Genomic DNA, 23,655 nt, shown 5'->3' with positions numbered 1-23,655 from the left:
GCTCAAATAACGACTTTGAGGTTGTAGATAAAGCTGACGTGGTTTGAAGAGATTTTCGAAGAGTATTAGAGTCTTCTACAGAAGTTACCCTATGGAAAATCTATCCCGACAGAGGAGCCTTCTTTTGATAAAATCGTAAAAATCTAGTATAATAGATAGAACTGAAAGTATGAGGTTACTAGCAATGAAAATGAAACAAATCAGTGATACAACTTTAAAAATCACGATGTCTTTAGAAGATTTGATGGATCGAGGAATGGAGATTGCTGACTTTCTCGTTCCTCAAGAAAAAACAGAAGAGTTCTTTTATGCCATCTTGGATGAGTTAGAGATGCCTGATAGCTTCCTAGATACAGGTATGTTGAGCTTCCGTGTGACTCCAAAACCTGATAAGGTCGATGTCTTTGTAACCAAATCAAAGATTGACCAAAATCTAGATTTTGAAGACTTATCGGATTTGCCAGACATGGAAGAATTGGCTCAAATGTCGCCAGATGAATTTATCAAAACCTTGGAAAAAAGCATCGCAGACAAAACTAAGGATGATATCGAAGCGATTCAATCTCTAGAGCAAGTCGAAGCCAAGGAAGAAGAGCAGGAACAGGCTGAACAAGAAGCTGAGAGCAAGAAAGAGCCTTACATCTATTACATCCTTTCTTTTGCTAAGTTGGCTGACTTGGTGGCTTTTGCCAAGACAGTGACTTTTGAGATGGAAACTTCTGAACTCTACAAGATGAATGAGCGCTATTATTTGACCATTTTAGTGGATATTGAAAATCATCCAAGTCCATATCCAGCTTGGCTGTTGGCCCGTATGCGCGAGTTTGCAGACGATAGTGACATCAGTCGTTCAGTCTTGCAAGAGTATGGTCAAGTCTTGATGAATCACGATGCAGTGCTAAATCTGCAAAAGATTGGATAATCCTTTTTGGAAAGCTATTTCTAGATTTTGAGAAGAGCGAATCGTCTGATTCGTTTTTTCTTTTCTAGATTGAAATAGTGATTTACTATAATAGGAATTTTCACAAAATTCTGTTATAATGGCTATATTAGAAAATTTCGAGGAGACAAACATGACAGTTAAAATTGCTTTACTAGGATTTGGTACCGTTGCAAGTGGTGTGCCTTTCCTCCTAAAGGAAAATGGAGAAAAAATCAATCAATCAGCACATTCAGAGATTGAAGTTGCTAAGGTATTGGTCAAGGATGAAGATGAAAAGAATCGCTTGCTTGCAGCAGGGAATGACTTTAACTTTGTAACCAATGTGGATGACATTTTGTCAGATCAAGACATTACGATCGTAGTGGAATTGATGGGGCGTATCGAACCTGCTAAAACCTTTATCACTCGTGCCTTGGAAGCTGGGAAACACGTTGTGACTGCTAACAAGGACCTTTTGGCTGTCCATGGTGCAGAATTGTTAGAAATCGCTAAAGCTAACAAGGTAGCACTTTACTATGAAGCAGCAGTAGCTGGTGGGATTCCAATTCTTCGTACTTTGGCAAATTCCTTGGCTTCTGATAAAATTACGCGTGTGCTTGGAGTAGTCAACGGAACGTCCAACTTCATGATGACCAAGATGGTCGAAGAAGGCTGGTCTTACGATGATGCTCTTGCGGAAGCACAAAGACTAGGTTTTGCAGAAAGTGACCCTACAAATGACGTAGATGGGATTGATGCAGCCTACAAGATGGTGATTTTGAGCCAATTTGCCTTTGGCATGAAGGTTGCCTTTGACGATGTGGCCCACAAGGGAATCCGCAACATCACACCAGAAGATGTAGCTGTGGCTCAAGACCTTGGCTATGTAGTGAAATTGGTTGGTTCTATCGAGGAAACTCCTTCAGGAATCGCTGCAGAAGTGACTCCAACCTTCCTTCCTAAAGCGCATCCACTTGCCAGTGTGAATGGCGTAATGAACGCTGTCTTTGTAGAATCTATCGGTATTGGTGAGTCTATGTACTACGGACCAGGTGCTGGTCAAAAACCAACTGCAACAAGTGTTGTGGCGGATATTGTCCGTATCGTTCGTCGCTTGAATGATGGTACCATTGGCAAAGATTTCAACGAATACAGCCGTGACTTGGTATTGGCAAACCCTGAAGATGTCAAAGCTAATTACTACTTCTCAATCTTGGCTCCAGACTCAAAAGGTCAGGTCTTGAAATTGGCTGAAATCTTTAATGCCCAAGATATTTCCTTCAAGCAAATTCTCCAAGATGGAAAAGATGGTGACAAGGCGCGTGTTGTGATCATCACACACAAGATTAATAAAGCCCAGCTTGAAAATGTCTCAGCTGAATTGAAGAAGGTTTCAGAATTTGACCTCTTGAATACCTTCAAGGTGCTAGGAGAATAAGATGAAGATTATTGTACCTGCAACCAGTGCCAATATCGGGCCAGGTTTTGACTCGGTCGGTGTAGCTGTAACCAAGTATCTTCAAATAGAGGTCTGTGAAGAACGAGATGAGTGGTTGATTGAACACCAGATTGGCAAATGGATTCCACATGACGAGCGCAATCTCTTGCTCAAAATCGCTTTGCAAATTGTACCAGATTTACAACCAAGACGTTTGAAAATGACCAGTGATGTTCCCTTGGCGCGTGGTTTGGGTTCTTCCAGCTCGGTTATTGTTGCTGGGATTGAACTAGCCAACCAATTGGGGCAACTCAACTTGTCAGACCATGAAAAATTGCAGTTGGCGACTAAGATTGAAGGCCATCCTGACAATGTGGCTCCAGCCATTTATGGTAATCTCGTTATTGCAAGCTCTGTTGATGGACAAGTTTCTGCTATCGTAGCAGACTTCCCAGAGTGTGATTTCCTAGCCTACATTCCAAACTATGAATTGCGTACTCGAGACAGCCGTGGCGTCTTGCCTAAGAAATTGTCTTACAAGGAAGCTGTTGCGGCTAGTTCTATCGCCAATGTGGCGGTTGCAGCCTTGTTGGCAGGAGACATGGTGACCGCTGGGCAAGCAATCGAGGGCGACCTCTTCCACGAGCGCTATCGTCAGGACTTGGTGAGAGAATTTGCAACGATTAAGCAAGTAGCCAAAGAGAATGGTGCCTATGCAACCTACCTCTCTGGTGCTGGGCCGACAGTTATGGTCTTGGCTTCTCATGACAAGATGCCAACGATTAAGGCAGAATTGGAAAAGCAACCTTTCAAAGGAAAACTTCATGACTTGAAAGTTGATACCCAAGGTGTCCGTGTCGAAGCAAAATAAAGAATAGAAGATAGGATGGGGAAACTCTCGACCAAAGGGCTTCCTATCCTTTTTTTGAAAAGAATTCGAGTTAAAAACTTGATAAAGGAGAAATAAAGATGGCAGAAATTTATCTAGCAGGTGGTTGTTTTTGGGGTCTAGAGGAATATTTTTCACGAATTTCTGGAGTGCTAACAACCAGTGTTGGCTACGCTAATGGTCAATTCGAAACGACCAATTACCAGTTGCTCAAGGAAACAGACCATGCAGAAACGGTTCAAGTGATTTACGATGAGAAGGCAGTGTCACTCAGAGAGATTTTACTTTATTATTTCCGTGTCATCGACCCTTTATCCATCAATCAACAAGGGAATGACCGTGGTCGCCAATATCGAACGGGGATTTATTACCAGGATGAAGCAGACTTGCCAGCTATCTACACAGTGGTGCAGGAGCAGGAGCGCATGCTTGGGCGAAAGATTGCAGTAGAGGTGGAGAAACTTCGCCACTATATTTTAGCTGAAGATTACCACCAAGACTATCTTAAGAAGAATCCTTCAGGTTACTGTCATATCGATGTGACCGATGCTGATAAGCCATTGATTGATGCCTCTAACTATGAAAAGCCTAGTCAAGAAGTGTTAAAGGGCAGTTTATCTGAAGAGTCCTATCGTGTTACCCAAGAAGCTGCTACAGAGGCTCCATTTACCAATGCCTATGACCAAACCTTTGAAGAAGGAATTTATGTAGATATCACGACAGGTGAGCCACTCTTTTTTGCCAAGGATAAGTTTGCCTCAGGATGTGGTTGGCCAAGTTTTAGCCGTCCGATTTCCAAGGAATTGATTCATTATTACAAGGATCTCAGTCATGGAATGGAGCGAATTGAGGTTCGTTCTCGGTCGGGGAATGCTCACTTGGGCCATGTTTTCACAGATGGACCGCGTGAGTTTGGTGGCCTCCGTTACTGTATCAATTCTGCTTCCTTGCGCTTTGTGGCCAAGGATGAGATGGAAAAAGCAGGATATGGCTATCTACTGCCATACTTAAACAAATAAAACAGAGAGGGTGGGTGCTTCCCACTTTCTTCATTTCCAGAATACGAATAGAAGGGATTTATGAAACACCTATTATCTTACTTTAAACCCTACATCAAGGAATCAATTTTAGCACCCTTGTTCAAGTTACTAGAAGCTGTGTTTGAGCTCTTGGTTCCCATGGTGATTGCTGGGATTGTTGACCAATCCTTGCCCCAGAGAAATCAAGGACATCTCTGGATGCAGATTGGGCTGCTCCTTATCTTTGCAGTGATTGGTGTGGTAGTAGCCTTAATAGCCCAGTTCTACTCAGCTAAGGCTGCGGTTGGATTTGCCAAAGAATTGACAGGTGACCTCTATCGCCATATTCTTTCCTTGCCCAAGGACAGCAGAGATCGTTTGACCACTTCTAGCTTGGTCACTCGCTTGATTTCGGATACTTACCAGATTCAGACTGGTATCAATCAATTCCTGCGTCTCTTTTTACGAGCGCCTATTATCGTTTTTGGTGCCATTTTTATGGCTTATCGAATCTCAGCTGAGCTGACTTTCTGGTTCTTGGTCATGGTTGTCATTTTGACCATTGTTATTGTAGGGCTCTCTAGACTGGTTAATCCTCTCTACAGTAGTCTTAGAAAGAAAATGGACCAACTGGTTCAAGAAACGCGCCAGCAATTACAAGGGATGCGGGTTATTCGGGCTTTTGGACAAGAAAAACGAGAGTTACAGATTTTTCAGACCCTTAACCAAGTTTATGCCAGATTGCAAGAAAAAACAGGTTTCTGGTCTAGCTTATTAACACCTCTGACCTATCTGATTGTTAATGGAACTCTCCTCGTTATTATCTGGCAGGGATATATTTCAATTCAAGGAGGATTGATCAGTCAAGGTGCTCTCATTGCCCTTATCAACTATCTCCTACAGATTTTGGTGGAATTGGTCAAGCTAGCCATGCTGATAAATTCTCTCAACCAGTCCTATATCTCAGCTAAGCGAATTGAGGAAGTCTTTGCCGAAGCTCCAGAAGACATCCATTCAGAATTAGAACAAAAGCAAGCTACCAGTAATCAGGTTTTACAAGTTCAAGAACTGACCTTTACCTATCCTGATGCGGCCCAGCCTTCTCTGAGAGACATTTCCTTTGATATGCAGCAAGGGCAAATCCTTGGTATCATTGGGGGAACAGGTTCTGGTAAATCAAGCTTAGTACAACTCATCCTTGGACTTTATCCACCAGACAAGGGGAGCATAGACCTTTATCGAGATGGATCTAGTCCTCGTAATCTTGAGCAGTGGCGGTCTTGGATTGCCTATGTGCCCCAAAAGGTCGAACTCTTTAAAGGAACCATTCGTTTCAACTTGACTCTAGGTTTAGATCAAGAAGTAACTGACCAAGAACTCTGGCAGGCCTTGGAAATTGCGCAAGCTAAGGATTTTGTCAGTGAAAAGGAAGGACTCTTGGATGCCCTAGTTGAGGCAGGAGGGCGAAATTTCTCGGGCGGTCAAAAACAAAGGCTGTCTATTACTCGCGCAGTCTTGCGCCAAGCTACATTTCTCATCCTAGATGATGCGACCTCGGCACTGGATACCATCACCGAGTCCAAGCTATTGAAAGCTATCCGAGAAAACCTGCCAAATATGAGCTTAATTTTGATTTCTCAACGGACTTCGACACTCCAGATGGCTGACCAGATTCTCCTCTTAGAAAAAGGTGATCTATTAGCTATTGGCAAGCATGAGGACTTGATTAAGACTAGTCAAGTCTATCGTGAAATCAATGCATCCCAACATGGAAAGGAGGGCTAGCATGAGACGACAAACTGCAAACCAGACTCTCAAACGTTTGGCAAAAGATTTAGCAAGCCATCCCTTCCTCCTTTTCCTAGCCTTCCTAGGAACTATTGCCCAAGTTGGCTTATCAATTTATCTTCCTATCTTGATTGGTCAGGTCATTGACCAAGTCATGGTGGCTGGTTCTTCACCAGTTTTTTGGCAGATTTTTCTCCAAATGATCTTGGTGGTCATAGGAAATACCCTTGTGCAGTGGGTTAATCCTCTCCTCTATAATCGTCTAATCTTCTCTTATACCAGAGACTTGCGAGAGCAAATCATCCATAAGCTCCATCGGTTACCGATTGCCTTTGTGGATCGACAAGGAAGTGGAGAAATGGTCAGTCGTGTAACCACGGACATCGAACAGTTGGCAGCTGGCTTGACAATGATTTTTAACCAATTTTTCATTGGTGTCTTGATGATTTTGGTTAGTATTCTAGCCATGCTCCAAATTCATCTCCTCATGACACTCTTAGTCTTGCTGTTGACGCCACTTTCCATGGTGATTTCACGCTTTATTGCCAAACGCTCCTATCATCTCTTCCAGAAGCAAACGGAGACGAGGGGAATTCAGACTCAGTTGATTGAAGAATCTCTTAGCCAGCAGACTATTATCCAGTCCTTTAATGCTCAGGCAGAGTTTATCCGAAGACTGCGTGAGGCTCATGACAACTATGCAGGCTATTCGCAGTCAGCCATCTTTTATTCATCAACGGTCAATCCTTCGACTCGCTTTGTCAATGCACTCATTTATGCTCTTTTAGCTGGAGTGGGTGCTTATCGTATCATGATGGGATCCACCTTGACCATTGGGCGTTTAGTGACTTTTTTGAACTATGTTCAGCAGTATACCAAGCCATTTAATGATATTTCTTCTGTTTTAGCCGAGTTGCAAAGTGCTCTCGCTTGCGCAGAGCGTGTATATGCTGTCTTAGATAGCACTGAGCTAGCTGAAACAGGTAAGGAAGTCTTGACTAGTGACCAAGTTAAGGGAGCTATTTCCTTTAAACATGTCTCTTTTGGCTACAATCCTGAAAAGATTTTGATTAAGGATTTATCTATTGATATTCCAGCTGGTAGCAAGGTTGCTATTGTTGGTCCGACGGGTGCTGGAAAATCAACCCTTATTAATCTCCTCATGCGTTTTTATCCCATTAACTCGGGAGATATCTTGCTGGATGGGAAATCCATTTATGACTATAGTCGTGCCTCTTTACGCCAGCAGTTTGGTATGGTGCTCCAAGAAACCTGGCTCAAGCAAGGAACCATTCATGACAATATTGCCTTTGGAAATCCTGAAGGCAGTCGGGAGCAGGTGATTGCTGCTGCCAAAGCAGCCAATGCAGACTTTTTCATCCAACAGTTACCTCAAGGCTATGATACCAAGTTGGAAAATGCTGGAGAATCTCTTTCTGTTGGTCAAGTCCAGCTCTTGACCATTGCCCGAGTCTTTCTGGCTATTCCAAAGATTCTTATCTTAGACGAGGCGACTTCTTCCATCGATACACGGGCAGAAGTGCTAGTTCAGGATGCCTTTGCTAAACTCATGAAGGGGCGCACAAGTTTTATCATCGCCCACCGCTTGTCAACCATTCAGGATGCAGATTTAATCCTTGTCTTGGTGGATGGTGACATCGTGGAGTATGGCAATCATCAGGAACTCATGGCTCGAAAGGGCAAGTATTACCAAATGCAGCAAGCTGCAGCTTTCAGCTCGGAATAAGCCATTCTCTTTTGAAAGTTTATGGACGAAAAAAGTTGCCTTTGGGTGACTTTTTTGTTACAATAGCTAGAAAAATTATTCACTGTAATACTCAATGAAAATCAAAGAACAAACTAGGAAGTTAGTCGCAGGTTGCTCAAAGCACTGCTTTGAGGTTGTAGATAAGACTGACGAAGTCAGTAACCATATATCTACGGCAAGGTGAATCTGAAGTGGTTTGAATTTGAGTATAAATTGTCTTTTAGAAAAGGAGCCTAGAATGAAAGTCTATCAGCATGTAAATATCGTGACTTGTGATCAAGATTTCCATGTCTATCTAGATGGAATCTTAGCCGTTAAGGATTCTCAAATCGTCTATGTCGGTCAAGAGAAGTCAGAGATTTTAGAGCAAGCTGAACAGATTATAGACTATCAGGGAGCCTGGATTATGCCTGGTTTGGTTAATTGTCACACCCATTCTGCTATGACAGGATTGAGAGGAATTCGAGATGATAGCAATCTTCATGAATGGCTCAATGATTATATCTGGCCTGCAGAAGCAGGATTTACTCCCGACATGACTACAAGAGCGGTTAAAGAAGCTATGATAGAGATGCTCCAGTCGGGAACAACAACCTTCAACGATATGTATAATCCCAATGGTGTGGATATTGATCAGATTTATCAGGCAGTGAAAGATTCCAAGATGCGTTGTTATTTCTCACCTACCCTCTTTTCTTCTGAGGCGGAGACAACTGATGAAACTATAAGCAGAACTCGATTCATCATAGAGAAAATCTTAGAATATAAAAATCCAAATTTCAAGGTTATGGTAGCCCCTCACTCTCCATACAGTTGTAATCAAGACTTGCTGCAAGCGAGCTTAGAAGTGGCGAAAGAGCTTGCTATTCCAATCCATATCCATGTGGCGGAGACCAAGGAGGAATCAGGCATTATCCTGAAACGCTACGGCAAACGCCCTCTCGCCTTTCTAGAAGAATTGGGTTACTTAGATCATCCTTCTGTCTTTGCTCATGGGGTCGAACTAAACGAGAGAGAAATTGAACGCTTGGCAACCTCTCAAGTGTCTATTGCGCACAATCCTATCAGCAACCTCAAACTGGCATCAGGAATTGCTCCAATTATCCAACTCCAAAAAGCAAGAGTGGCAGTAGGAATTGCGACAGATTCGGTTGCTTCCAATAACAATCTAGATATGTTTGAGGAAGGACGGACTGCAGCCCTTCTTCAGAAGATGAAAAGTGGGGATGCCAGCCAATTTCCGATCGAAACAGCCCTCAAGGCACTAACAATCGAAGGGGCTAAGGTCCTAGGGATGGAACATCAGATAGGAAGTTTGGAAGTCGGCAAGCAGGCAGATTTTCTCGTTATTCAACCACAAGAGAAAATTCATCTCCAACCCCAAGAAAATATGCTCTCTCACCTAGTCTATGCTGTCAAGTCCAGTGATGTAGATGATGTCTATATTGACGGAGAACAGGTTGTTAAGCAAGGTCAAGTCCTAACAGTAGAATTTTAAAAGAAAAATCACGAAAAAATTTTAAAAAAAGTTTGCAAAAATCTTGCATTCTTTTTTTTACTATGCTATACTTATATACGGTTTGAAAAAACTGCCTAAGACAGTAGGGGAGCTCGACTCATAAGTATCCTACCGAGGACAAAACGTATCATGTAAAAAGAAGCGTATTGTACTTTCGTGTCTAGGTTTGGGCGCGTTTTTCTTTTGGAAAAATTCCCCAAGCAAAATAATAACGGAGGTGAACACACTAATGAGTGAAGCAATTATTGCTAAAAAAGCGGAACTAGTTGACGTAGTAGCTGAAAAAATGAAAGCTGCTGCATCTATCGTCGTTGTAGACGCTCGTGGTTTGACAGTTGAGCAAGATACAGTTCTTCGTCGTGAGCTTCGTGGAAGCGAAGTTGAGTATAAAGTTATTAAAAACTCAATCTTGCGTCGTGCAGCTGAAAAAGCTGGTCTTGAAGATCTTGCATCTGTATTTGTTGGACCATCTGCAGTAGCATTTTCTAACGAAGATGTTATCGCACCAGCGAAAATCTTGAACGACTTTTCTAAAAACGCTGAAGCACTTGAAATCAAAGGTGGTGCAATCGAAGGCGCTGTCGCATCTAAAGAAGAGATTCTTGCTCTTGCAACTCTTCCAAACCGCGAAGGACTTCTTTCTATGCTCCTTTCTGTACTTCAAGCGCCAGTGCGCAACGTTGCTCTTGCAGTCAAAGCGGTTGCAGACAACAAAGAAGACGCAGCTTAATCTTAAGCTACGCAGCGTAGCCTAGCTACGAAAAAAATAAAAAACTAATTTTAAAACTTATTTGGAGGAAATAACAATGGCATTGAACATTGAAAACATTATTGCTGAAATTAAAGAAGCTTCAATCCTTGAATTGAACGACCTTGTAAAAGCTATCGAAGAAGAATTTGGTGTAACTGCAGCTGCTCCTGTAGCTGTAGCTGCTGCTGGTGGCGCTGAAGAAGCTGCTAAAGATTCATTTGACGTTGAATTGACAGCTGCAGGCGACAAGAAAGTCGGCGTTATCAAAGTTGTACGTGAAATCACTGGTCTTGGTCTTAAAGAAGCTAAAGAACTTGTTGATGGTGCACCAGGTGTCATCAAAGAAGGCGTTGCAACTGCAGAAGCTGAAGAAATCAAAGCTAAATTGGAAGAAGCTGGAGCTTCAGTTACTCTTAAATAATAGAGCGACTACATTAGTAGCTTAAAAACATGATTAAACCGCTATTCTTAGGAGTAGCGGTTTTTATTTTTATGTGCCAGGGGGCAAAAAAGGGGCAAAACTATTTATAAATTTTATCTAGTACATCAACAACTTTCGACTTGATGTTCTTGGTTACGTGAGTATAGATTTCCATTGTGGTCTTTCCGTTATCTTTATGCCCAACTCTTTGCGTGATGGCCTTTAGTGGAATATTGTTTTCAGCAAGCGTACTGATTAGTGTATGACGTAGTATATGTGGGTGAAGTGGTTTGTTGATTGGCTTCTTTAAAGTGGCGTTTGCATTTTTCATGAGCTTGCCGATACTTGATTTATGAATGGGAATTCCATTGGCTGATACAAATATAAATCCCATATCTTTATAGTTTGGGTTTGTATTCTTTCTTAGTTTATGTAACTCTATGAATTCTTCAATGATTTCAATTTCTTTTTTTGTTAGGTCAACTACTCTGATAGATGATAAGGTCTTAGGTGTGGTCTTAATACCCTCAGAACCTTTTCTGGTTGGATCTAAAGTGCCATTGATGGTGATAGTGCGATTTTCTTTATCATAATTTTCAAACTTCAGAGCCCCAGCTTCCCCGACACGGCAGCCGTTCAGCGCCATGAATTCAGCCATACGAGCAACGTGATAGCCCCGATTGTAGTTTTTCATCGCTTTAAGAAGCCTTTTTAATTCACTTTGCTCAAGGAACTTATCCTCAATCTGTTCCATATTTTCGTATGTAACAACCTTTTTAGGAAGTCTTACACGCTGAACAGGATTGCTATCTACTAGTTCCATATCAAGCGCATACTTAAAAACCATGCTTAGTACTGACTTTTGCTTTTTGAGTTTGATATGATTTTCTTCCGAGTCCGTAAAGTACTGCTGGGTGTATTTGGCAGTGATATTTTTTATTTTCACGTCAGGCGCAAAAGTCTCTTTTACTTCATCTACGGAATAGACCATGGTCTTTATGGTAGAAGGTTTGATTGACTTTTTATGAAGTTCCCACCAGTCGTTGAGCACGTCTGTAAAAAGCATATCTGTAGTAGTAAGACTTTGGAGCTTTTCTGCTATTTTCTCGTCCAGTTGTTTCTGAGCTTCTTTCTTTGCCCTGCTTGAGCCAGAATCAAGAGTAACCGACACTCGTTTCCACTTCTCGGTATACGGGTCTCTATATCGTTCAAAAAATTTGTATTTTCCGTTAGAAAGTTCTTCCATCCACATTGTATTTACCTCACTTTTTTGATAAAATGGGTATAGTAAAGAGGGCTTTTTAATGCCTTTTACTATCCAGGATATCCCCACGCTCAGACTCGCCAAAGTTTTGAGAGCGTGGGGATTTTTTAAATTTTCTCAAATACCATAGTCGCTTGGATACGGTCACCACCAACCAAACCAGAACTACCGCCACTAGCAGTGCTTATTGTGTGAAGTCTATAGCCTTTGGCTGCTTGCTCGTTGATAACCTCTTCTAAGGCTGTAAGGTTACGCGACCCTGTACCAAAAAGTTTCTCTTTTAAAGTTACCTGTAAGACAACATATTGTAAATCTTCAGCTTCTGAAGCGACTGAAAGAGTGCTAGGACCTTTAAACATTCCCATTGTAATTACCTACTTTCTTTTTTATTTTTCTCTATACACACTGACAACTTCCCTAATAGTTCGGATGTCGTCGTGTTTTTTTACCTCTTGTATTTTAAGCAATTTCTTGTAATTCTCTTTGAAATTGTTGTAAAGTCAAAATAGCCCAGTCTTCGTCATTTTTGTACCCTTGGACTATGCTGAGGGCGTAATACTCTTGGCAACTACAATTATACATTAGAAAGTTCATCAAACGATTATGTAATGCAGGTTTTGACATTTGACTGAGATCAATAAGTTGTTTGAATGTCAGCCCAGAATTTATATATTCAAGCAGTTTATAATCGTTGAGAAACAAAATTGATGCAATGGTATTTGCTTCGTCCTCTAATGGGGCAATCTCACTTGGGTAGGAATCGCTATAGTTTGACGAGGTCTTAGAAACCAGGACTTTATCATAAACAGAATCCATAAGATGACAGTATATATGGGCTAATTCGTGAAGGATTGTAAACATAACTCTTCCCTTAATCACATCTTGGTTGATATAAACAACAAAACGATTCTTTTGAAAATCAGGAATCGTCATTCCAGAACAAACATTACAAAAGCTGAAATCAACCAACAAGAGAGAATTATTTGAAGTTAAATTATACTTAAGTTCTTGTTTTTTATTCGGGAACCATTTGTACATTAAATCCGCTTCAAAATAGACAAATAAAATATTAAACTTAGTTTCAAAGAATTCAATGATTAGATCGAAAGTGATTTGAGAAATATGGATATTGAAATGGTTAGATATATCCATAAGTAGTCTGTTTGCATTTCCGTGATATTGTAAGTAAGTTTCTTTTGAGGGTCTTGTAAATCGTTTCAAATAGCCACCTACTTCCAGAAAGAATCATCTTTGGCAAGAGCACGAGCATTTTTCATCATGCTAAAGAGTGCTTTGTTAAAACGCTCTTTTTCATCATCGGACATATCCTCGGTTTCTTTTCGAAACATTATTAGAGTTTCAAGTTCTTGAGTGTTCATCAAATCGTCATTTGATGTGTAAGGATTTTTTGTTCTGCCCAATAAATAATCAACTGATACGTTAAAGTAATCAGCAATTTTTTCAATTTTATCGCCACTAGGAGTTGAAGTTTCCCATTTTCTGAGACTGCCATTACTAAAGTTTAAACTCCTTTCCAATTCAGCAAGAGTAACCTTTCTATCATTGGCTAACGAACGTATTCTATCTAAAATAGTCATGTGTAAAAACCTCCAAAAATAAGGCTTTACAAAATAATGTAAAATTTTCTATCAAATTGTTGACAAATAGAAAATTTTCAGTTATACTTATTTTGTAAGCTAGTTGACCAGCTAACATAAAGTAAAATACAAATAGAATAATCCGCCAAGATTTTTTGTTATATCTAACTTTTATGATATAGCTGTATTTTGTATACCTTAATAATAGACTATTTTCTATTATTTGTCAACATTTAGTGCTTATTTTCTTATAAAATTTTCTAATAGAAGGAGGTGTTGGATGTGATTTATGACAGAATAAAACAAATCGCCTTGGACAAAGGGATTTCGATTTATCGAATTGAAAAAGATCTCGATTTAGGTAACGGTACTATCAGCAAATGGAATACCAGTTCGCCGTCAGCGACTACTTTAAATTCAATTGCAAATTATTTGAATGTTCGTCTTGAACAATTATTGGAGGAATAACATGGAATTAACTATTATTAACGAGCAGGAAGTTCTCGGTAAACACTTCACAGTATACGGAACAGCAGATGAACTATTGTTTGTCGCAAAGGATGTAGCTGAATGGATTGAGCATAGCAATCCTACGGAAATGTTAAAGTCAGTAGATGAAGATGAAAAGCTGACCTCAACAATCCTTAGGGCAGGTCAAAATAGAGAGGTATGGTTCTTAACAGAGAACGGACTCTATGAAGTTCTTATGCAATCTCGAAAACCATTGGCAAAAGAGTTCAAGAAAAAAGTCAAAGAAATCTTGAAATCTATTCGCAAGCATGGCTTGTACGCTATTGATGATCTGCTTGAGAATCCAGACATGGCAATCGCAGCACTTCAGAAGCTAAAAGAAGAACGACAACTGCGTTTGAAAGCGCAGGAAGAAGTGGCTCAAAAGAATCAAATTATCCAAGAACTACAACCTAAAGCAACATATTACGACTTAGTCTTGCAAAATAAATCACTTGTACCGATTTCAGTAATCGCTAAAGATTACGGGATGAGCGCCACAAAGCTTAATAAAATCTTGCATGAACTTAAAGTACAATACAAGCAAGGTAGTACTTGGCTTTTGTATCAGAAGTACGCAGGCAAAGGTTACACTCAGTCAAAAACTCATACAATTGATGCAGATTATAGCAAGATGCATACTTACTGGACTCAAAAAGGTCGTTTATTCCTTTATGATCTACTTAAAAATAAAAAGGGGATTTTGCCGCTGATTGAGAAGAAAGAGGTGGCTTAATTCATAAAAAAAGCACCTAACGAGAGTCAAGTGCTAATCAAAATTATTCAATGAAATTATAACACAAATAGAAAGGGAATGCCATGCCAAAAGCAGAAATTACTTATAAGCCAGTCGATGTGGATGAAAAAGCCACACACGGCGACTATAGCCATCTTTGTCAGAGGTGGGAAGGGTTAACTACTGGAACTGCAAAAGTGTGGGCAAGTGAAATGCGAGAACATCCAGACTTCAAACAGTTCATCGATAACCCAACTCATAAGATTGTATTTATCGATTACGAAGGATTTCGATTGTTTGTTAAATGGAAAAGCAGAAATCGATATCGTACGAAGAAAGAAACTTTGGCAGAAATGCTTGAGAATATGAAGAAAGAAAAAATGTTAGGAGTATAAAAATGTTTGAACCACCTTTAGTTAGCCAGCTATTAGGAGCAGGCGCCTTAGTCATTGGTTTTCTAGGAGCAGGAATCCTAGCACACCAACGTGAGCAACGGGAACTTGAAGAAAGACGACTTCAAGAAGAACAGGACACGCAAGCGATTAGAACTTGCAATGAATTGCTTGAAATCGGACGAAAAATTGAATGTCAACAAATCCGCAAGAACATCAGACGTCCATTTCCAGGTTTCACATTTGACAACGAGCGACCAGAAGGGTTGCGTCCAGAACCTCTAGCATTGCCAGAACCACGGAGAGTACGCTATGCAAATCGTATGGGATAGACAAGCGTGGGATTTATCCACTTGCAAACGTAGAGAGAAGATGCGTGGCCTAGAGATGATGGCGCATATGCAACATGAAATTGATGATCTCAAGAAACAATTGCGACAGGAACAATCTTTAAGAAAAAGATTAGAAGCAGAGAATTTCCAACTGAAATTACGGAGGAAATGATGTACTTATGGAAATGTACGTGCGCTGATTGTGGACGTGAGTTTGATTGGTATGATAATTATCTACCTCTTGAATGCGTAAAATGTGGGAGCGTGGAAATCAAAAATGAATTTAAAGGAAGGGCGTATGACTGATGGATTTACATCATAAAGGAAAGTCATTTCTCAGAGCAGAAGTGACTGAGGAACAGAAAGAGTTTGTAAAGTTACTGGCTGATATAAAAGGAATTCCAACTCAAGAATTTCTTGGACAGGTTGTTGCTAATTTCGTAAACAACAACAGACAACTGATTGATAAATACCAAAACGATTTGAAGGCATTGGTTGAAGATGCGAGTTCAAATGTGAACATGAACGTGTAAGGAGAGAAGAAATGACTCAAGCGGAACGAATTAGGGAATATTTTAAAAATAAACCCGATGCCTCATACGATGAAGTGGCTGAGGCTATCAACACAACGAATAGTATTGTGAGAGCGAATGTGTCTAAAGATATGAAGGCAGGTAGATGCGTCCGCTTGGAAGATAAGTCTTTAGACTACTCACCTTACTTTAGTAAAACAGAAGAACTCATCGAACTAGTTGATTGGAAGAATGACACTAGACGTGAGTGGGTTGATATGCTTACGAGGGCAGCAGAGAAAGAAACAGATAGCAACGTTATGCGTTTGCTGATCAAAGAAGCTAATAAATTAATGAAAGAGGTAACGAAATAATGGCAACACTTTATGAACTAACAGGAACCTTTAAACGGATAAATGATACGGAAGGGTTAGACGAAGAAACAAAAGCTGACACACTAGAATCAATTGATTGGACTGAGCAGTTTGAAGAAAAGGTCGAAAATACTGCTAAGGTTATCAAGAATAAAGAAGCTAGCAAAAAGCTAATCAAAGAAGAAATTGATCGTCTGACTGCTCGTTATAAATCATTAGATAATGATGTTGTATGGCTTAAAAAAAGCATGCAAGAAGCATTTGAAATTACAGGGCATGAAAAAGTTAAGGGTTTACTTTTTACTGTTTACATGGGTAAAAATCAACCATCTGTAGTTATTGATGAGGAATTGCTACCTAAGAAATATTTTGTGCAGAAACTAACTCCGGATAAGACAGCTATCAAGGAATTGCTGAATGCAGGTAAGAAGGTCAAGGGTGCTACCTTGCAAGAAAGTAGAAGTTTGAGGATTAAGTAATGGAATTGGTAAACAAAACACGAGCAACAGATTCGCTAGCAGTTGTGATTGGACCAAAATCAATTGAAGTACTTGTTACAGAAGGATTTCTATTCGATGTTGCGATTCGTTTTGTGAAAGTAGACGAAACGAATCTTGATCAAGGAAATGAAAAGCCAGTATTCACTCCAGAGTACAAGCTGGTCACAGTCGCTAAATACAAAGAAAAACCTATCTTTGAATCGGAAGAAGATATTCGAAAATTCGAGAAGCAAGCAAAAGAAGTTAGATCACTATTTGCTTTTGCAAAAGCAAATAAACAAAATTGGTTTAACACTGCCCTTTATCCAGGAGTGCTGACTGAGAAAGTTGGTGTTTGATGAAAATTTTAGCTATTGACCCAAGTAGCAATAAAATTGAAACTTCAACAACAGGGATTGTCTTATTAGACAATGCGAGATTAGTCGATAGTTGGGCAGTTTCTTATGGTATGCGAGGTTTTGCCGATTGGTTCCATGAAATTGGAACTAGCCTGGAGTTCGATGTAGTGATTGTTGAAGAATTTAGAGCACGAGACAACGATAAGTCAAAGGACAATAGCGTGGCAGAAACTATCGCTTATATCCAGCTTTGTTATCCAGATGCTATTCTTCAATTCAATGCAGGCTATAAGTCAGATATTCCAGACGACCTTTTGAAAATCTTGGGTCTTTGGAAGTTTGAGAAAAGCCATCATCAAGACATTCGAGCAGCAGCAAGACTCGGATTGTTCTGGGCAATGAGAAACGATATTGAAGAAGTTATCCAAGACATCGGAAAGGTGGTGAGTGAGTATCACGATAAAGTTAAGAAAGTGGCAAGCTGAAGCAGTAAAGAGAAGTGAACATTTATCAAATGGAATTTTTCTTGAGGCTTTAGGGGGCAGAGGCAAAACTATCTGTGCGCTTGCTATCGCCAAGCATAAGAAAGCTAAAAAAATCATTATCACAAACAATAGATTGGCAATCTTAAATGGTTGGGTTGATGCCGTTAAATTTATGAATTTTGATGAAGATGTTGAAGTTGTCATTCAAACAGACAGGTATCTTCAAAATCAGCTCAAGAAGGGGCATAAATTAGCCTGTGACGTACTGATAATAGATGAGTGGCAGAATATGTCGTCCGATAAACAAGTGGCCTTGTATCGCAAAATAAAGCGGAAATACACGATAGGTCTTTCAGCAACGCCAATCCGGAAAAAAGGACAAAATTTCTACCCACTTGAAAAGACAGTGTTTGGTTGGGCGACCCCCAATAATAAATTTGATTGGCAAAAGATTCATGGGAAAATGGTCTATGATCCATTCAGCTATTCAAAAGAGAAGTGGGAAGATTTTAGGAATTATGAAAGTTATATCTCGAACTTGCCTAACTTCTTCCGCTGGGAAGAAATCGAAGAAATCGAAAATGCAGTTGAGAATAACGGCTTTGAAACAAAGTTTTATCCCGTGACAGTCGAACCAGGAAATCCCGAGAAGCTTTCCAAGTTTAGAAAGTTGAATTTAGTAACAGTTGGAAATGATACGGCAATGGCCAAGCAATCATTTGGACGGTTGACTTTTGAACGCTACTTAAACCAAACGGGTGTTGTTGTTGACTTTCCAAAACTAAAGCCGGTCAACGCTGATACACCACTACTATTAAAATTAGATGGACTAATTGAACGAGCGCCACACGATATGCTGATTGTCAGCAAGTCTAAGCAGATTGTGAATGTTATTCGTGAGCGCCATCCGGATGTTGGAATTTGGACAGGCGATATTCAAGAAAGACTTGATAATCAAGTGGTCGTTGCTACCAGTCAAGTGTTGGGTGTTGGAGTAGACGGCTTGCAACACAAATACCAAACTATTGTTGTTCTGGATCCTGTCGAAGAAGGTTCTGGAGAGTATGATGACTATCGGCAATTGCTTTGGCGGATAACAGGAAGCCGTCAGCAGCATGATGTAAATGTAATTGAATTTTATTTTAAAGGAGTATAAATTTTGTTTAAATTACCAGAAAACAAACCTCGAGTCCCACGGGACACACCTCGAAACTATTTCATTTATGGCGAAACCATGAGTGGCAAGTCCTATTTAGCAAATGAGTTTCCGAATCCAATCATTTTGAATACGGACGGAAATGCTGAAGCAAATAGTGTACCAAGTATTCAGTTAGTAAATGAAAAAGACCAAACTGGAAAAATCACGAACTCAGTCATTAAGCAATTGGGAGAAATCCTTTTGGCTCTTCAAACTCAAAAACATTCTTACGAAACAGTCGTTGTCGATGTTATCGATGATGTGATTGAAATGATTAAGATTGCAGTTTGTGACGAATTGACACCAGCTGGTAAACCAAGGTTGAAATCCTTGTCAGAAGTTCCGTACGGCAAAGGGTATGATTTCTTTAATCAAGCAGTCACTGAGTTGGTTATTGATTTGAAAGCCTTACCGATGAACGTGATTTATATCAGCCGTCAGATTTCAGAATATGATGACAACGGAAACGCAACTAAAGATAAGCCAAGTTTGAAAGATAAGTACGTCAACCTTATCAACGGTAATTCGGACTTGATGATCCATACTGAAAAAATCGGTCGCAATTATAACCGTGAGGTTGACCGCAAACGTAAGACTTACTATGCAGACCAAGTCGATGATAAAGAGATTTTAAAAATCTTGACAACTATCCGTGGTGCAGTTGAACCTGCACGAGTTAAGAAAACAGAAGCACCAAAAATTGAATCGACTGCTAAAGTAGAGAAAGATGAAGATACAGCAGTTAAAGAATTATTTTAAGAATTAAAGGAGAAACAAAATGAGTTTATTAGATATCGCAAAATCAATCAAAAAAGAAGGTTTCGACCCACGCAAGGACAGCGCAAATGGACCTGATCCTATTCCGGCTGGAACTTATCCAGTAGTATTGAAAAAAGCAACCTTCAACGTGGCAGATAGCGGTTGGGAGAATTTGGGTTATCAGTTCGAAATTCGAGGCGGAGACCACATCGGGCGTTCTGAATTTGCCACATTCGGGACTTTGACAGAGTGGAAAGGTAAAAGTCTTGAATGGGCAGTACAACGTACTATTAAATTCTTCCAAAAAACAATTGTATTAAGTGGTGACCAGGTTATGACCGATGATTTCGTAGACGGGAAGAGCATGGAAGAGGCGCTTCAACGTAAAGCGGTTGGTTCTTATTATAATCTGATTATCACCGTAACTAAAGGTAAAGATGGTCGTGAGTTCCGTAGCTATGACCTTGAAGAAGATACCATGCAGCCTGCAAATGTAGAAGAAATCGAGGATGATGGTTTGCCATTCTAAGTAAGGAGTTAAGATATGCCGTCAATGAAAGAATGCGCTTTGCAGTATCAAAAATTAGGCTTCTCAGTTATCCCAATCAATCCTAGAAATAAGATGCCATTGATTGAATTTGCTGATAAACCTGCTATGACTGCAAGCGAAATTGAAACCTTTTGGGACGGCTTTCCGAATGCCAATATTGCTTTAAGGACAACCAATTTCTTTGTGGTTGATATTGACAAGCATGGAAAAGAGAACGGCTTTGAGTCGTTGAAGAAATGGAAACATCTGGATTTAATCGAACCGACGCTACAAGCCAAAACTGCTAGTGGTGGTAAGCATCTTTTCTACTTTAAGCGGGACGATGAGCCGATTACTCAAATGATTAAATTCCTGCCTGGTGTCGATATCAAGGCTCATGAGAATAACTATGTCTTAGTCGCTCCTTCTGCTACCGAGAAAGGCCAGTATGAGTGGGATTTAGAAAAATCAAAGGAAGGTGGGACAATCGTCACTCCTTCCAGAGATTTAATCCAAGCGATTAAGAAACAATACGGTGAAACTCACGGCTATAGATACGATGGAAAAGACGGTCTTAGGGATTTAGCTAGACGGTCCCAAACCAGAGAGAAGACACAAACAACCGAACTCTTCGAAACCATAGCCCTTGGTTTTGGTGATGAGGGTGGACGAAATGACAAACTAGCCAAATTCGTTGGCGGTCTCTTGTTTAGAGCAGTTGATGATGAAGTTGTTGTCCAGTTGGCTAGATTAGCGAATGTCAATAGTCCAAATCCTTTGCCTGACAAAGAAATGATGCGAACGATTGAAAGTATGATTAAGAAAGACAGGAGGTGAGAGCAATTGGTAATGTTGTAAGTATTAATTCACAAGACAAGATGATACTAACAGATAAAGGTGCGATTAAATCGAACAGCCCCAATAATGTGCTACTTTCCTTTAAGGCGGATGATCAACTAAGCATTTATTTAAAGCACAATGAATTTTCACAAGAACATGAACTCCTTAAGGATATCAAAATAGGCAACACCCTTTTCAAAAAAGGGGAATTGCCTTCAAATTTTGACTCAGTTATAAAAGTTTATTTTGAAAGTGTTTTGGGCGTAGCTTTTACCAATCAAGCCATGCTGGATGGTATGGAGACTTTCTTCTCAGAAAGAAGCTACAATCCGGTTCTAGAATACATGGAACGAGCAGAAGGAAGGTGGGACGGTCGTGAGCGTATTAACCAAATGCTTCAAGTCTATCTCGGTGCTGATGATAATCCCTTGATTTCTAAAATCGCTCAAATGTGGTTAGTTGGTGCAGTTGCTAAAGTCTATGATCCTTACGTAAAATTTGACTACGTTCTAGACCTAGTCGGTGGTCAAGGCGTTGGGAAAACCTCACTTCTCCAAAAGCTTGGTGGTGATTGGTATACCGATGCCGTGACTGATTTTGCGAACAAAGATAATTATGACATCATGCTAAAATCGTTGATTGTCAATGATGATGAAATGGTTGCTAGCAATCGCATGAGTTTTGCTGAAACGAAAGCCTTTATCTCAAAAACAAGCTTACGTTATCGTAAGCCTTACATGAAGCGTACCGAAGAGTTCGCTAAGAACTTCATCTTAGCAAGGACGACGAACCAAAAAGAATACCTTAAGGATAAGACAGGGGAACGACGGTTCTTATCTGTGATGGCAGATGCTAGCAAGCAGAAGAAACATCCGATGGAAATCGAACCTGAGACAATTGAGCAGATTTGGGGCGAGGCTGTCACAATCTATAAAACTGGTGTTGATTTGATGTTTGATAAGAAGACAGAAGAAGAGCTGAACATCTATCGAGAGCGGTTCATGTATCGTGATGAAGTTGAATTACAGGTACTTGAATATTTAGATATGCCTGTACCTCGAAATTGGCATAATTGGTCCATGCAGCAGCAACATCAATATACTTTTAAGTATTTTGATAACAATGGCGAGTTTGAACCTGGCGCTGAAAAACTATCGAAAGTTTCAACTCGGGAAATCATGTATAACCTATTTATGAGAAATTCAAATGATAAGAAACTATCGACTAAAATCAATATGATCATGGACAATCATCCCGATTGGCAAAAGGGGCAGTTTCGAATCGGTGGAAAAAATACAAAAGGTTTTAAGAGAATTATACAAAATTAGATCGGATACGTTTCTGATTTCTATCGGTTGCATCGGATACACTTTAAAAAAAGAACGGTTGCATGTATCCGATATGTATCCGATAAATTGAAAGAACGGTTGCACCCCTAACCCCTTGATACTACTGGTTTTTTTAGACTATTTTTATATAATGCAACCGATACAACCGATATTTTATAAAAAGTATATTTAATAATAGTATATAAAGAGAAAGCCTATTAAATAAGGATTCTTAAAATTTACTTTTTACTTTTTGATTTCTATCGGTTGCACGGTTGCATTAAATTTTGTTTGTAAAAAATGGAGAAAAAATGAATAAACTAAGAACAGACGTACAGTGTCCGTTTTGCGGAAGCTGTTTCGTTAGATATGTTGGATTAGATTGGAAATCGGTTCGATGCTATGTGTGTAAGCAACCCTTATTTTTAAAATATGCCACGGATAGACCGAACGGAGTTAATAAGAATGGTTTCGCAAGACTGGCACACGAACCGTTCAAGTGGAATGAAGATGTCATGAAATTTGATGAGGTGTTTAGTTGAAGTACGACAAACAGACAGTAATCGACGGATTAAAACGCACAATCGAGCAAAACGAAGAGAAGATAATCGAGTATTCGAAGCCGTGCGATGCACGCAAGAGACGGATTAGAGCGCTGGAGCGCGATTCGTTGAGGAAAAAGAATAAAGAATTGAGACGGAAAGTGGAGGAGTTGGAAGATGAATAAGCAGGACGCATTAAAACAAATTGAAGAGCAAAGAGACATGATTTTGGAACTACATGGTTGGGGTGTATTTGGTTATATCAAAGGAATTATTAATCAACTTGATGAACCGCAAAAAATTGAACTACCGAAAGTTGATTTTAAAAAATCCCAAAAAGTCAAAGTTCTGCAGTTTGTGGCGGATTGGTATGAAAAGAATAAGGATTCTTTTGAATTTAATGTTTTGGATTGGATTGCTTTCAGGGATGAGGCTAAAAAAATAGAAAATAGAGAGTTTAATAATTGGATTAATGACAGCAGAGAAAATCCTATTCAAACACTTGTCAACATGCACCAATTCGGCTACGAGATTGAGAAAGAAAAGCAGTATTTGGTCAAGATTAAAGCAACAAAACACTACCTTGTAAAAGATGGAAATGGGAAAATATTTTTTTCTCTAACATTCAAAGGCTATTTTACAAAAAAAGAACTAGAAGAAGCTGGCTTTGGCTGGGTATTCGATTGCCCAGGGATTGAGATTGAGGAGGTTGAGGTATGAGTTATGAGTGTTCGAATTGTTGTAAAGAAATCGAAGACGAGTTTCTGGTAGTGCAAGAGAATCATGTTATTCTAGCATTATTTAACGATGTTGAAAATTGTTTCTGTAGTCATCAATGCGTCAATGATTTCTTGATGATTGAATCTAAGTACTTATCAAATGGAGACATACCATACGATGGAG

General features: G+C 39.8%; 29 protein-coding genes and 1 other annotated feature. Of the genes, 25 read left to right on the top strand and 4 right to left on the bottom strand.

The features are described 5' to 3' along the window. Window positions 1-184 precede the first annotated feature (184 nt). The 9 genes from mecA (at window position 185) to rplL (ending at window position 10,515) form a co-directional block, all read left to right on the top strand. A complete protein-coding gene (gene mecA / locus OCF95_RS03035; RefSeq protein ID WP_050313829.1) occupies window positions 185-922 on the top strand; it encodes an adaptor protein MecA in 738 nt (245 codons plus the stop codon). Window positions 923-1,073: 151 nt separating this feature from the next. Beyond that, window positions 1,074-2,360, top strand: coding sequence for a homoserine dehydrogenase (locus OCF95_RS03030; RefSeq protein ID WP_261008835.1), 1,287 nt, complete (start codon window positions 1,074-1,076; stop codon window positions 2,358-2,360). 1 nt (window position 2,361) lies between these two features. Then, window positions 2,362-3,231, top strand: coding sequence for a homoserine kinase (gene thrB, locus OCF95_RS03025; protein ID WP_024057159.1), 870 nt, complete (start codon window positions 2,362-2,364; stop codon window positions 3,229-3,231). Window positions 3,232-3,329: 98 nt separating this feature from the next. Further along, window positions 3,330-4,268, top strand: coding sequence for a peptide-methionine (R)-S-oxide reductase MsrB (gene msrB / locus OCF95_RS03020; protein ID WP_261104877.1), 939 nt, complete (start codon window positions 3,330-3,332; stop codon window positions 4,266-4,268). Window positions 4,269-4,328: 60 nt separating this feature from the next. Then, on the top strand, window positions 4,329-6,053 hold the full coding sequence (locus OCF95_RS03015; protein WP_261104875.1) for an ABC transporter ATP-binding protein: 1,725 nt from the start codon (window positions 4,329-4,331) through the stop codon (window positions 6,051-6,053). Window position 6,054: 1 nt separating this feature from the next. Next, entirely contained in the window at window positions 6,055-7,803 is a 1,749-nt protein-coding gene (locus OCF95_RS03010) for an ABC transporter ATP-binding protein (protein ID WP_261104874.1), read from the top strand. A gap of 259 nt (window positions 7,804-8,062) precedes the next feature. Continuing rightward, a complete protein-coding gene (locus tag OCF95_RS03005; RefSeq protein ID WP_261104873.1) occupies window positions 8,063-9,322 on the top strand; it encodes a TRZ/ATZ family protein in 1,260 nt (419 codons plus the stop codon). A gap of 76 nt (window positions 9,323-9,398) precedes the next feature. Continuing rightward, window positions 9,399-9,534 (top strand) — a sequence feature (ribosomal protein L10 leader region). A gap of 38 nt (window positions 9,535-9,572) precedes the next feature. Continuing rightward, window positions 9,573-10,073: a 50S ribosomal protein L10 gene (gene rplJ / locus OCF95_RS03000; RefSeq protein WP_001287277.1), complete on the top strand. Its 501-nt coding sequence runs from the start codon at window positions 9,573-9,575 to the stop codon at window positions 10,071-10,073. A gap of 76 nt (window positions 10,074-10,149) precedes the next feature. Continuing rightward, complete coding sequence (gene rplL, locus OCF95_RS02995) at window positions 10,150-10,515, top strand: 50S ribosomal protein L7/L12 (RefSeq protein WP_084888469.1); 366 nt, start codon at window positions 10,150-10,152, stop codon at window positions 10,513-10,515. Window positions 10,516-10,615: 100 nt separating this feature from the next. Here rplL and OCF95_RS02990 read toward each other — a convergent pair whose 3' ends face one another. The 4 genes from OCF95_RS02990 to OCF95_RS02975 form a co-directional block, all read right to left on the bottom strand. Next, window positions 10,616-11,767: a tyrosine-type recombinase/integrase gene (locus OCF95_RS02990; protein ID WP_261104872.1), complete on the bottom strand. Its 1,152-nt coding sequence runs from the start codon at window positions 11,765-11,767 to the stop codon at window positions 10,616-10,618. Between the two features lie 119 nt (window positions 11,768-11,886). Further along, a complete protein-coding gene (locus OCF95_RS02985; RefSeq protein WP_261104871.1) occupies window positions 11,887-12,144 on the bottom strand; it encodes a DUF4177 domain-containing protein in 258 nt (85 codons plus the stop codon). A gap of 94 nt (window positions 12,145-12,238) precedes the next feature. Further along, window positions 12,239-13,000, bottom strand: coding sequence for an ImmA/IrrE family metallo-endopeptidase (locus OCF95_RS02980; RefSeq protein ID WP_261104870.1), 762 nt, complete (start codon window positions 12,998-13,000; stop codon window positions 12,239-12,241). 8 nt (window positions 13,001-13,008) lie between these two features. Beyond that, window positions 13,009-13,377, bottom strand: a complete 369-nt coding sequence (locus tag OCF95_RS02975; RefSeq protein ID WP_153223337.1) for a helix-turn-helix domain-containing protein — start codon at window positions 13,375-13,377, stop codon at window positions 13,009-13,011. Between the two features lie 282 nt (window positions 13,378-13,659). Here OCF95_RS02975 and OCF95_RS02970 point away from each other — a divergent pair, with 282 nt between their 5' ends. From OCF95_RS02970 to OCF95_RS02895, 16 genes are all read left to right on the top strand, one after another. Then, window positions 13,660-13,845: a helix-turn-helix domain-containing protein gene (locus OCF95_RS02970; RefSeq protein WP_261082277.1), complete on the top strand. Its 186-nt coding sequence runs from the start codon at window positions 13,660-13,662 to the stop codon at window positions 13,843-13,845. A gap of 1 nt (window position 13,846) precedes the next feature. Further along, a complete protein-coding gene (locus tag OCF95_RS02965) occupies window positions 13,847-14,623 on the top strand; it encodes a phage antirepressor (protein WP_261104869.1) in 777 nt (258 codons plus the stop codon). An 83-nt stretch (window positions 14,624-14,706) separates the two neighbouring features. After that, window positions 14,707-15,018 (top strand): excisionase, encoded by a 312-nt coding sequence (locus OCF95_RS02960; protein WP_261104868.1) that lies wholly within the window; start codon window positions 14,707-14,709, stop codon window positions 15,016-15,018. A gap of 2 nt (window positions 15,019-15,020) precedes the next feature. Beyond that, the gene (locus OCF95_RS02955; RefSeq protein WP_261104867.1) at window positions 15,021-15,347 is read left to right on the top strand and encodes a hypothetical protein; all 327 of its coding nucleotides are present in this window, start codon (window positions 15,021-15,023) and stop codon (window positions 15,345-15,347) included. After that, the gene (locus OCF95_RS02950) at window positions 15,328-15,519 is read left to right on the top strand and encodes a hypothetical protein (RefSeq protein WP_261104866.1); all 192 of its coding nucleotides are present in this window, start codon (window positions 15,328-15,330) and stop codon (window positions 15,517-15,519) included. Before OCF95_RS02955 ends, OCF95_RS02950 begins: the two co-directional genes overlap by 20 nt. A 133-nt stretch (window positions 15,520-15,652) precedes the next feature. Continuing rightward, window positions 15,653-15,880, top strand: coding sequence for a hypothetical protein (locus tag OCF95_RS02945; RefSeq protein ID WP_084862829.1), 228 nt, complete (start codon window positions 15,653-15,655; stop codon window positions 15,878-15,880). Between the two features lie 11 nt (window positions 15,881-15,891). Continuing rightward, a complete protein-coding gene (locus OCF95_RS02940) occupies window positions 15,892-16,233 on the top strand; it encodes a hypothetical protein (protein ID WP_261021658.1) in 342 nt (113 codons plus the stop codon). After that, the gene (locus OCF95_RS02935; protein ID WP_261104865.1) at window positions 16,233-16,712 is read left to right on the top strand and encodes a siphovirus Gp157 family protein; all 480 of its coding nucleotides are present in this window, start codon (window positions 16,233-16,235) and stop codon (window positions 16,710-16,712) included. The genes OCF95_RS02940 and OCF95_RS02935 overlap by 1 nt, the downstream gene beginning before the upstream one ends. After that, complete coding sequence (locus tag OCF95_RS02930) at window positions 16,712-17,071, top strand: hypothetical protein (protein WP_261104864.1); 360 nt, start codon at window positions 16,712-16,714, stop codon at window positions 17,069-17,071. Before OCF95_RS02935 ends, OCF95_RS02930 begins: the two co-directional genes overlap by 1 nt. Continuing rightward, window positions 17,071-17,556, top strand: coding sequence for a hypothetical protein (locus OCF95_RS02925; RefSeq protein ID WP_261104863.1), 486 nt, complete (start codon window positions 17,071-17,073; stop codon window positions 17,554-17,556). The genes OCF95_RS02930 and OCF95_RS02925 overlap by 1 nt, the downstream gene beginning before the upstream one ends. Further along, window positions 17,519-18,712, top strand: a complete 1,194-nt coding sequence (locus tag OCF95_RS02920; RefSeq protein ID WP_261104862.1) for a DEAD/DEAH box helicase family protein — start codon at window positions 17,519-17,521, stop codon at window positions 18,710-18,712. Before OCF95_RS02925 ends, OCF95_RS02920 begins: the two co-directional genes overlap by 38 nt. Then, window positions 18,713-19,513, top strand: a complete 801-nt coding sequence (locus tag OCF95_RS02915; protein ID WP_315899052.1) for an AAA family ATPase — start codon at window positions 18,713-18,715, stop codon at window positions 19,511-19,513. 19 nt (window positions 19,514-19,532) lie between these two features. After that, window positions 19,533-20,042, top strand: coding sequence for a hypothetical protein (locus tag OCF95_RS02910; RefSeq protein ID WP_261104860.1), 510 nt, complete (start codon window positions 19,533-19,535; stop codon window positions 20,040-20,042). Window positions 20,043-20,057: 15 nt separating this feature from the next. Beyond that, window positions 20,058-20,879 (top strand): bifunctional DNA primase/polymerase, encoded by an 822-nt coding sequence (locus OCF95_RS02905; RefSeq protein ID WP_261104859.1) that lies wholly within the window; start codon window positions 20,058-20,060, stop codon window positions 20,877-20,879. A 41-nt stretch (window positions 20,880-20,920) separates the two neighbouring features. Then, window positions 20,921-22,210, top strand: a complete 1,290-nt coding sequence (locus tag OCF95_RS02900; protein ID WP_265491910.1) for a virulence-associated E family protein — start codon at window positions 20,921-20,923, stop codon at window positions 22,208-22,210. A 719-nt stretch (window positions 22,211-22,929) separates the two neighbouring features. Further along, window positions 22,930-23,472 (top strand): DUF1642 domain-containing protein, encoded by a 543-nt coding sequence (locus OCF95_RS02895; RefSeq protein ID WP_261104857.1) that lies wholly within the window; start codon window positions 22,930-22,932, stop codon window positions 23,470-23,472. The last annotated feature ends 183 nt before the right edge of the window (window positions 23,473-23,655 follow it).

Origin of the sequence: Streptococcus mitis (assembly GCF_946188615.1) — a bacterium.
Lineage (GTDB): Bacteria > Bacillota > Bacilli > Lactobacillales > Streptococcaceae > Streptococcus > Streptococcus mitis_BZ.
This window is presented reverse-complemented; position numbering and strand designations above follow the sequence as displayed.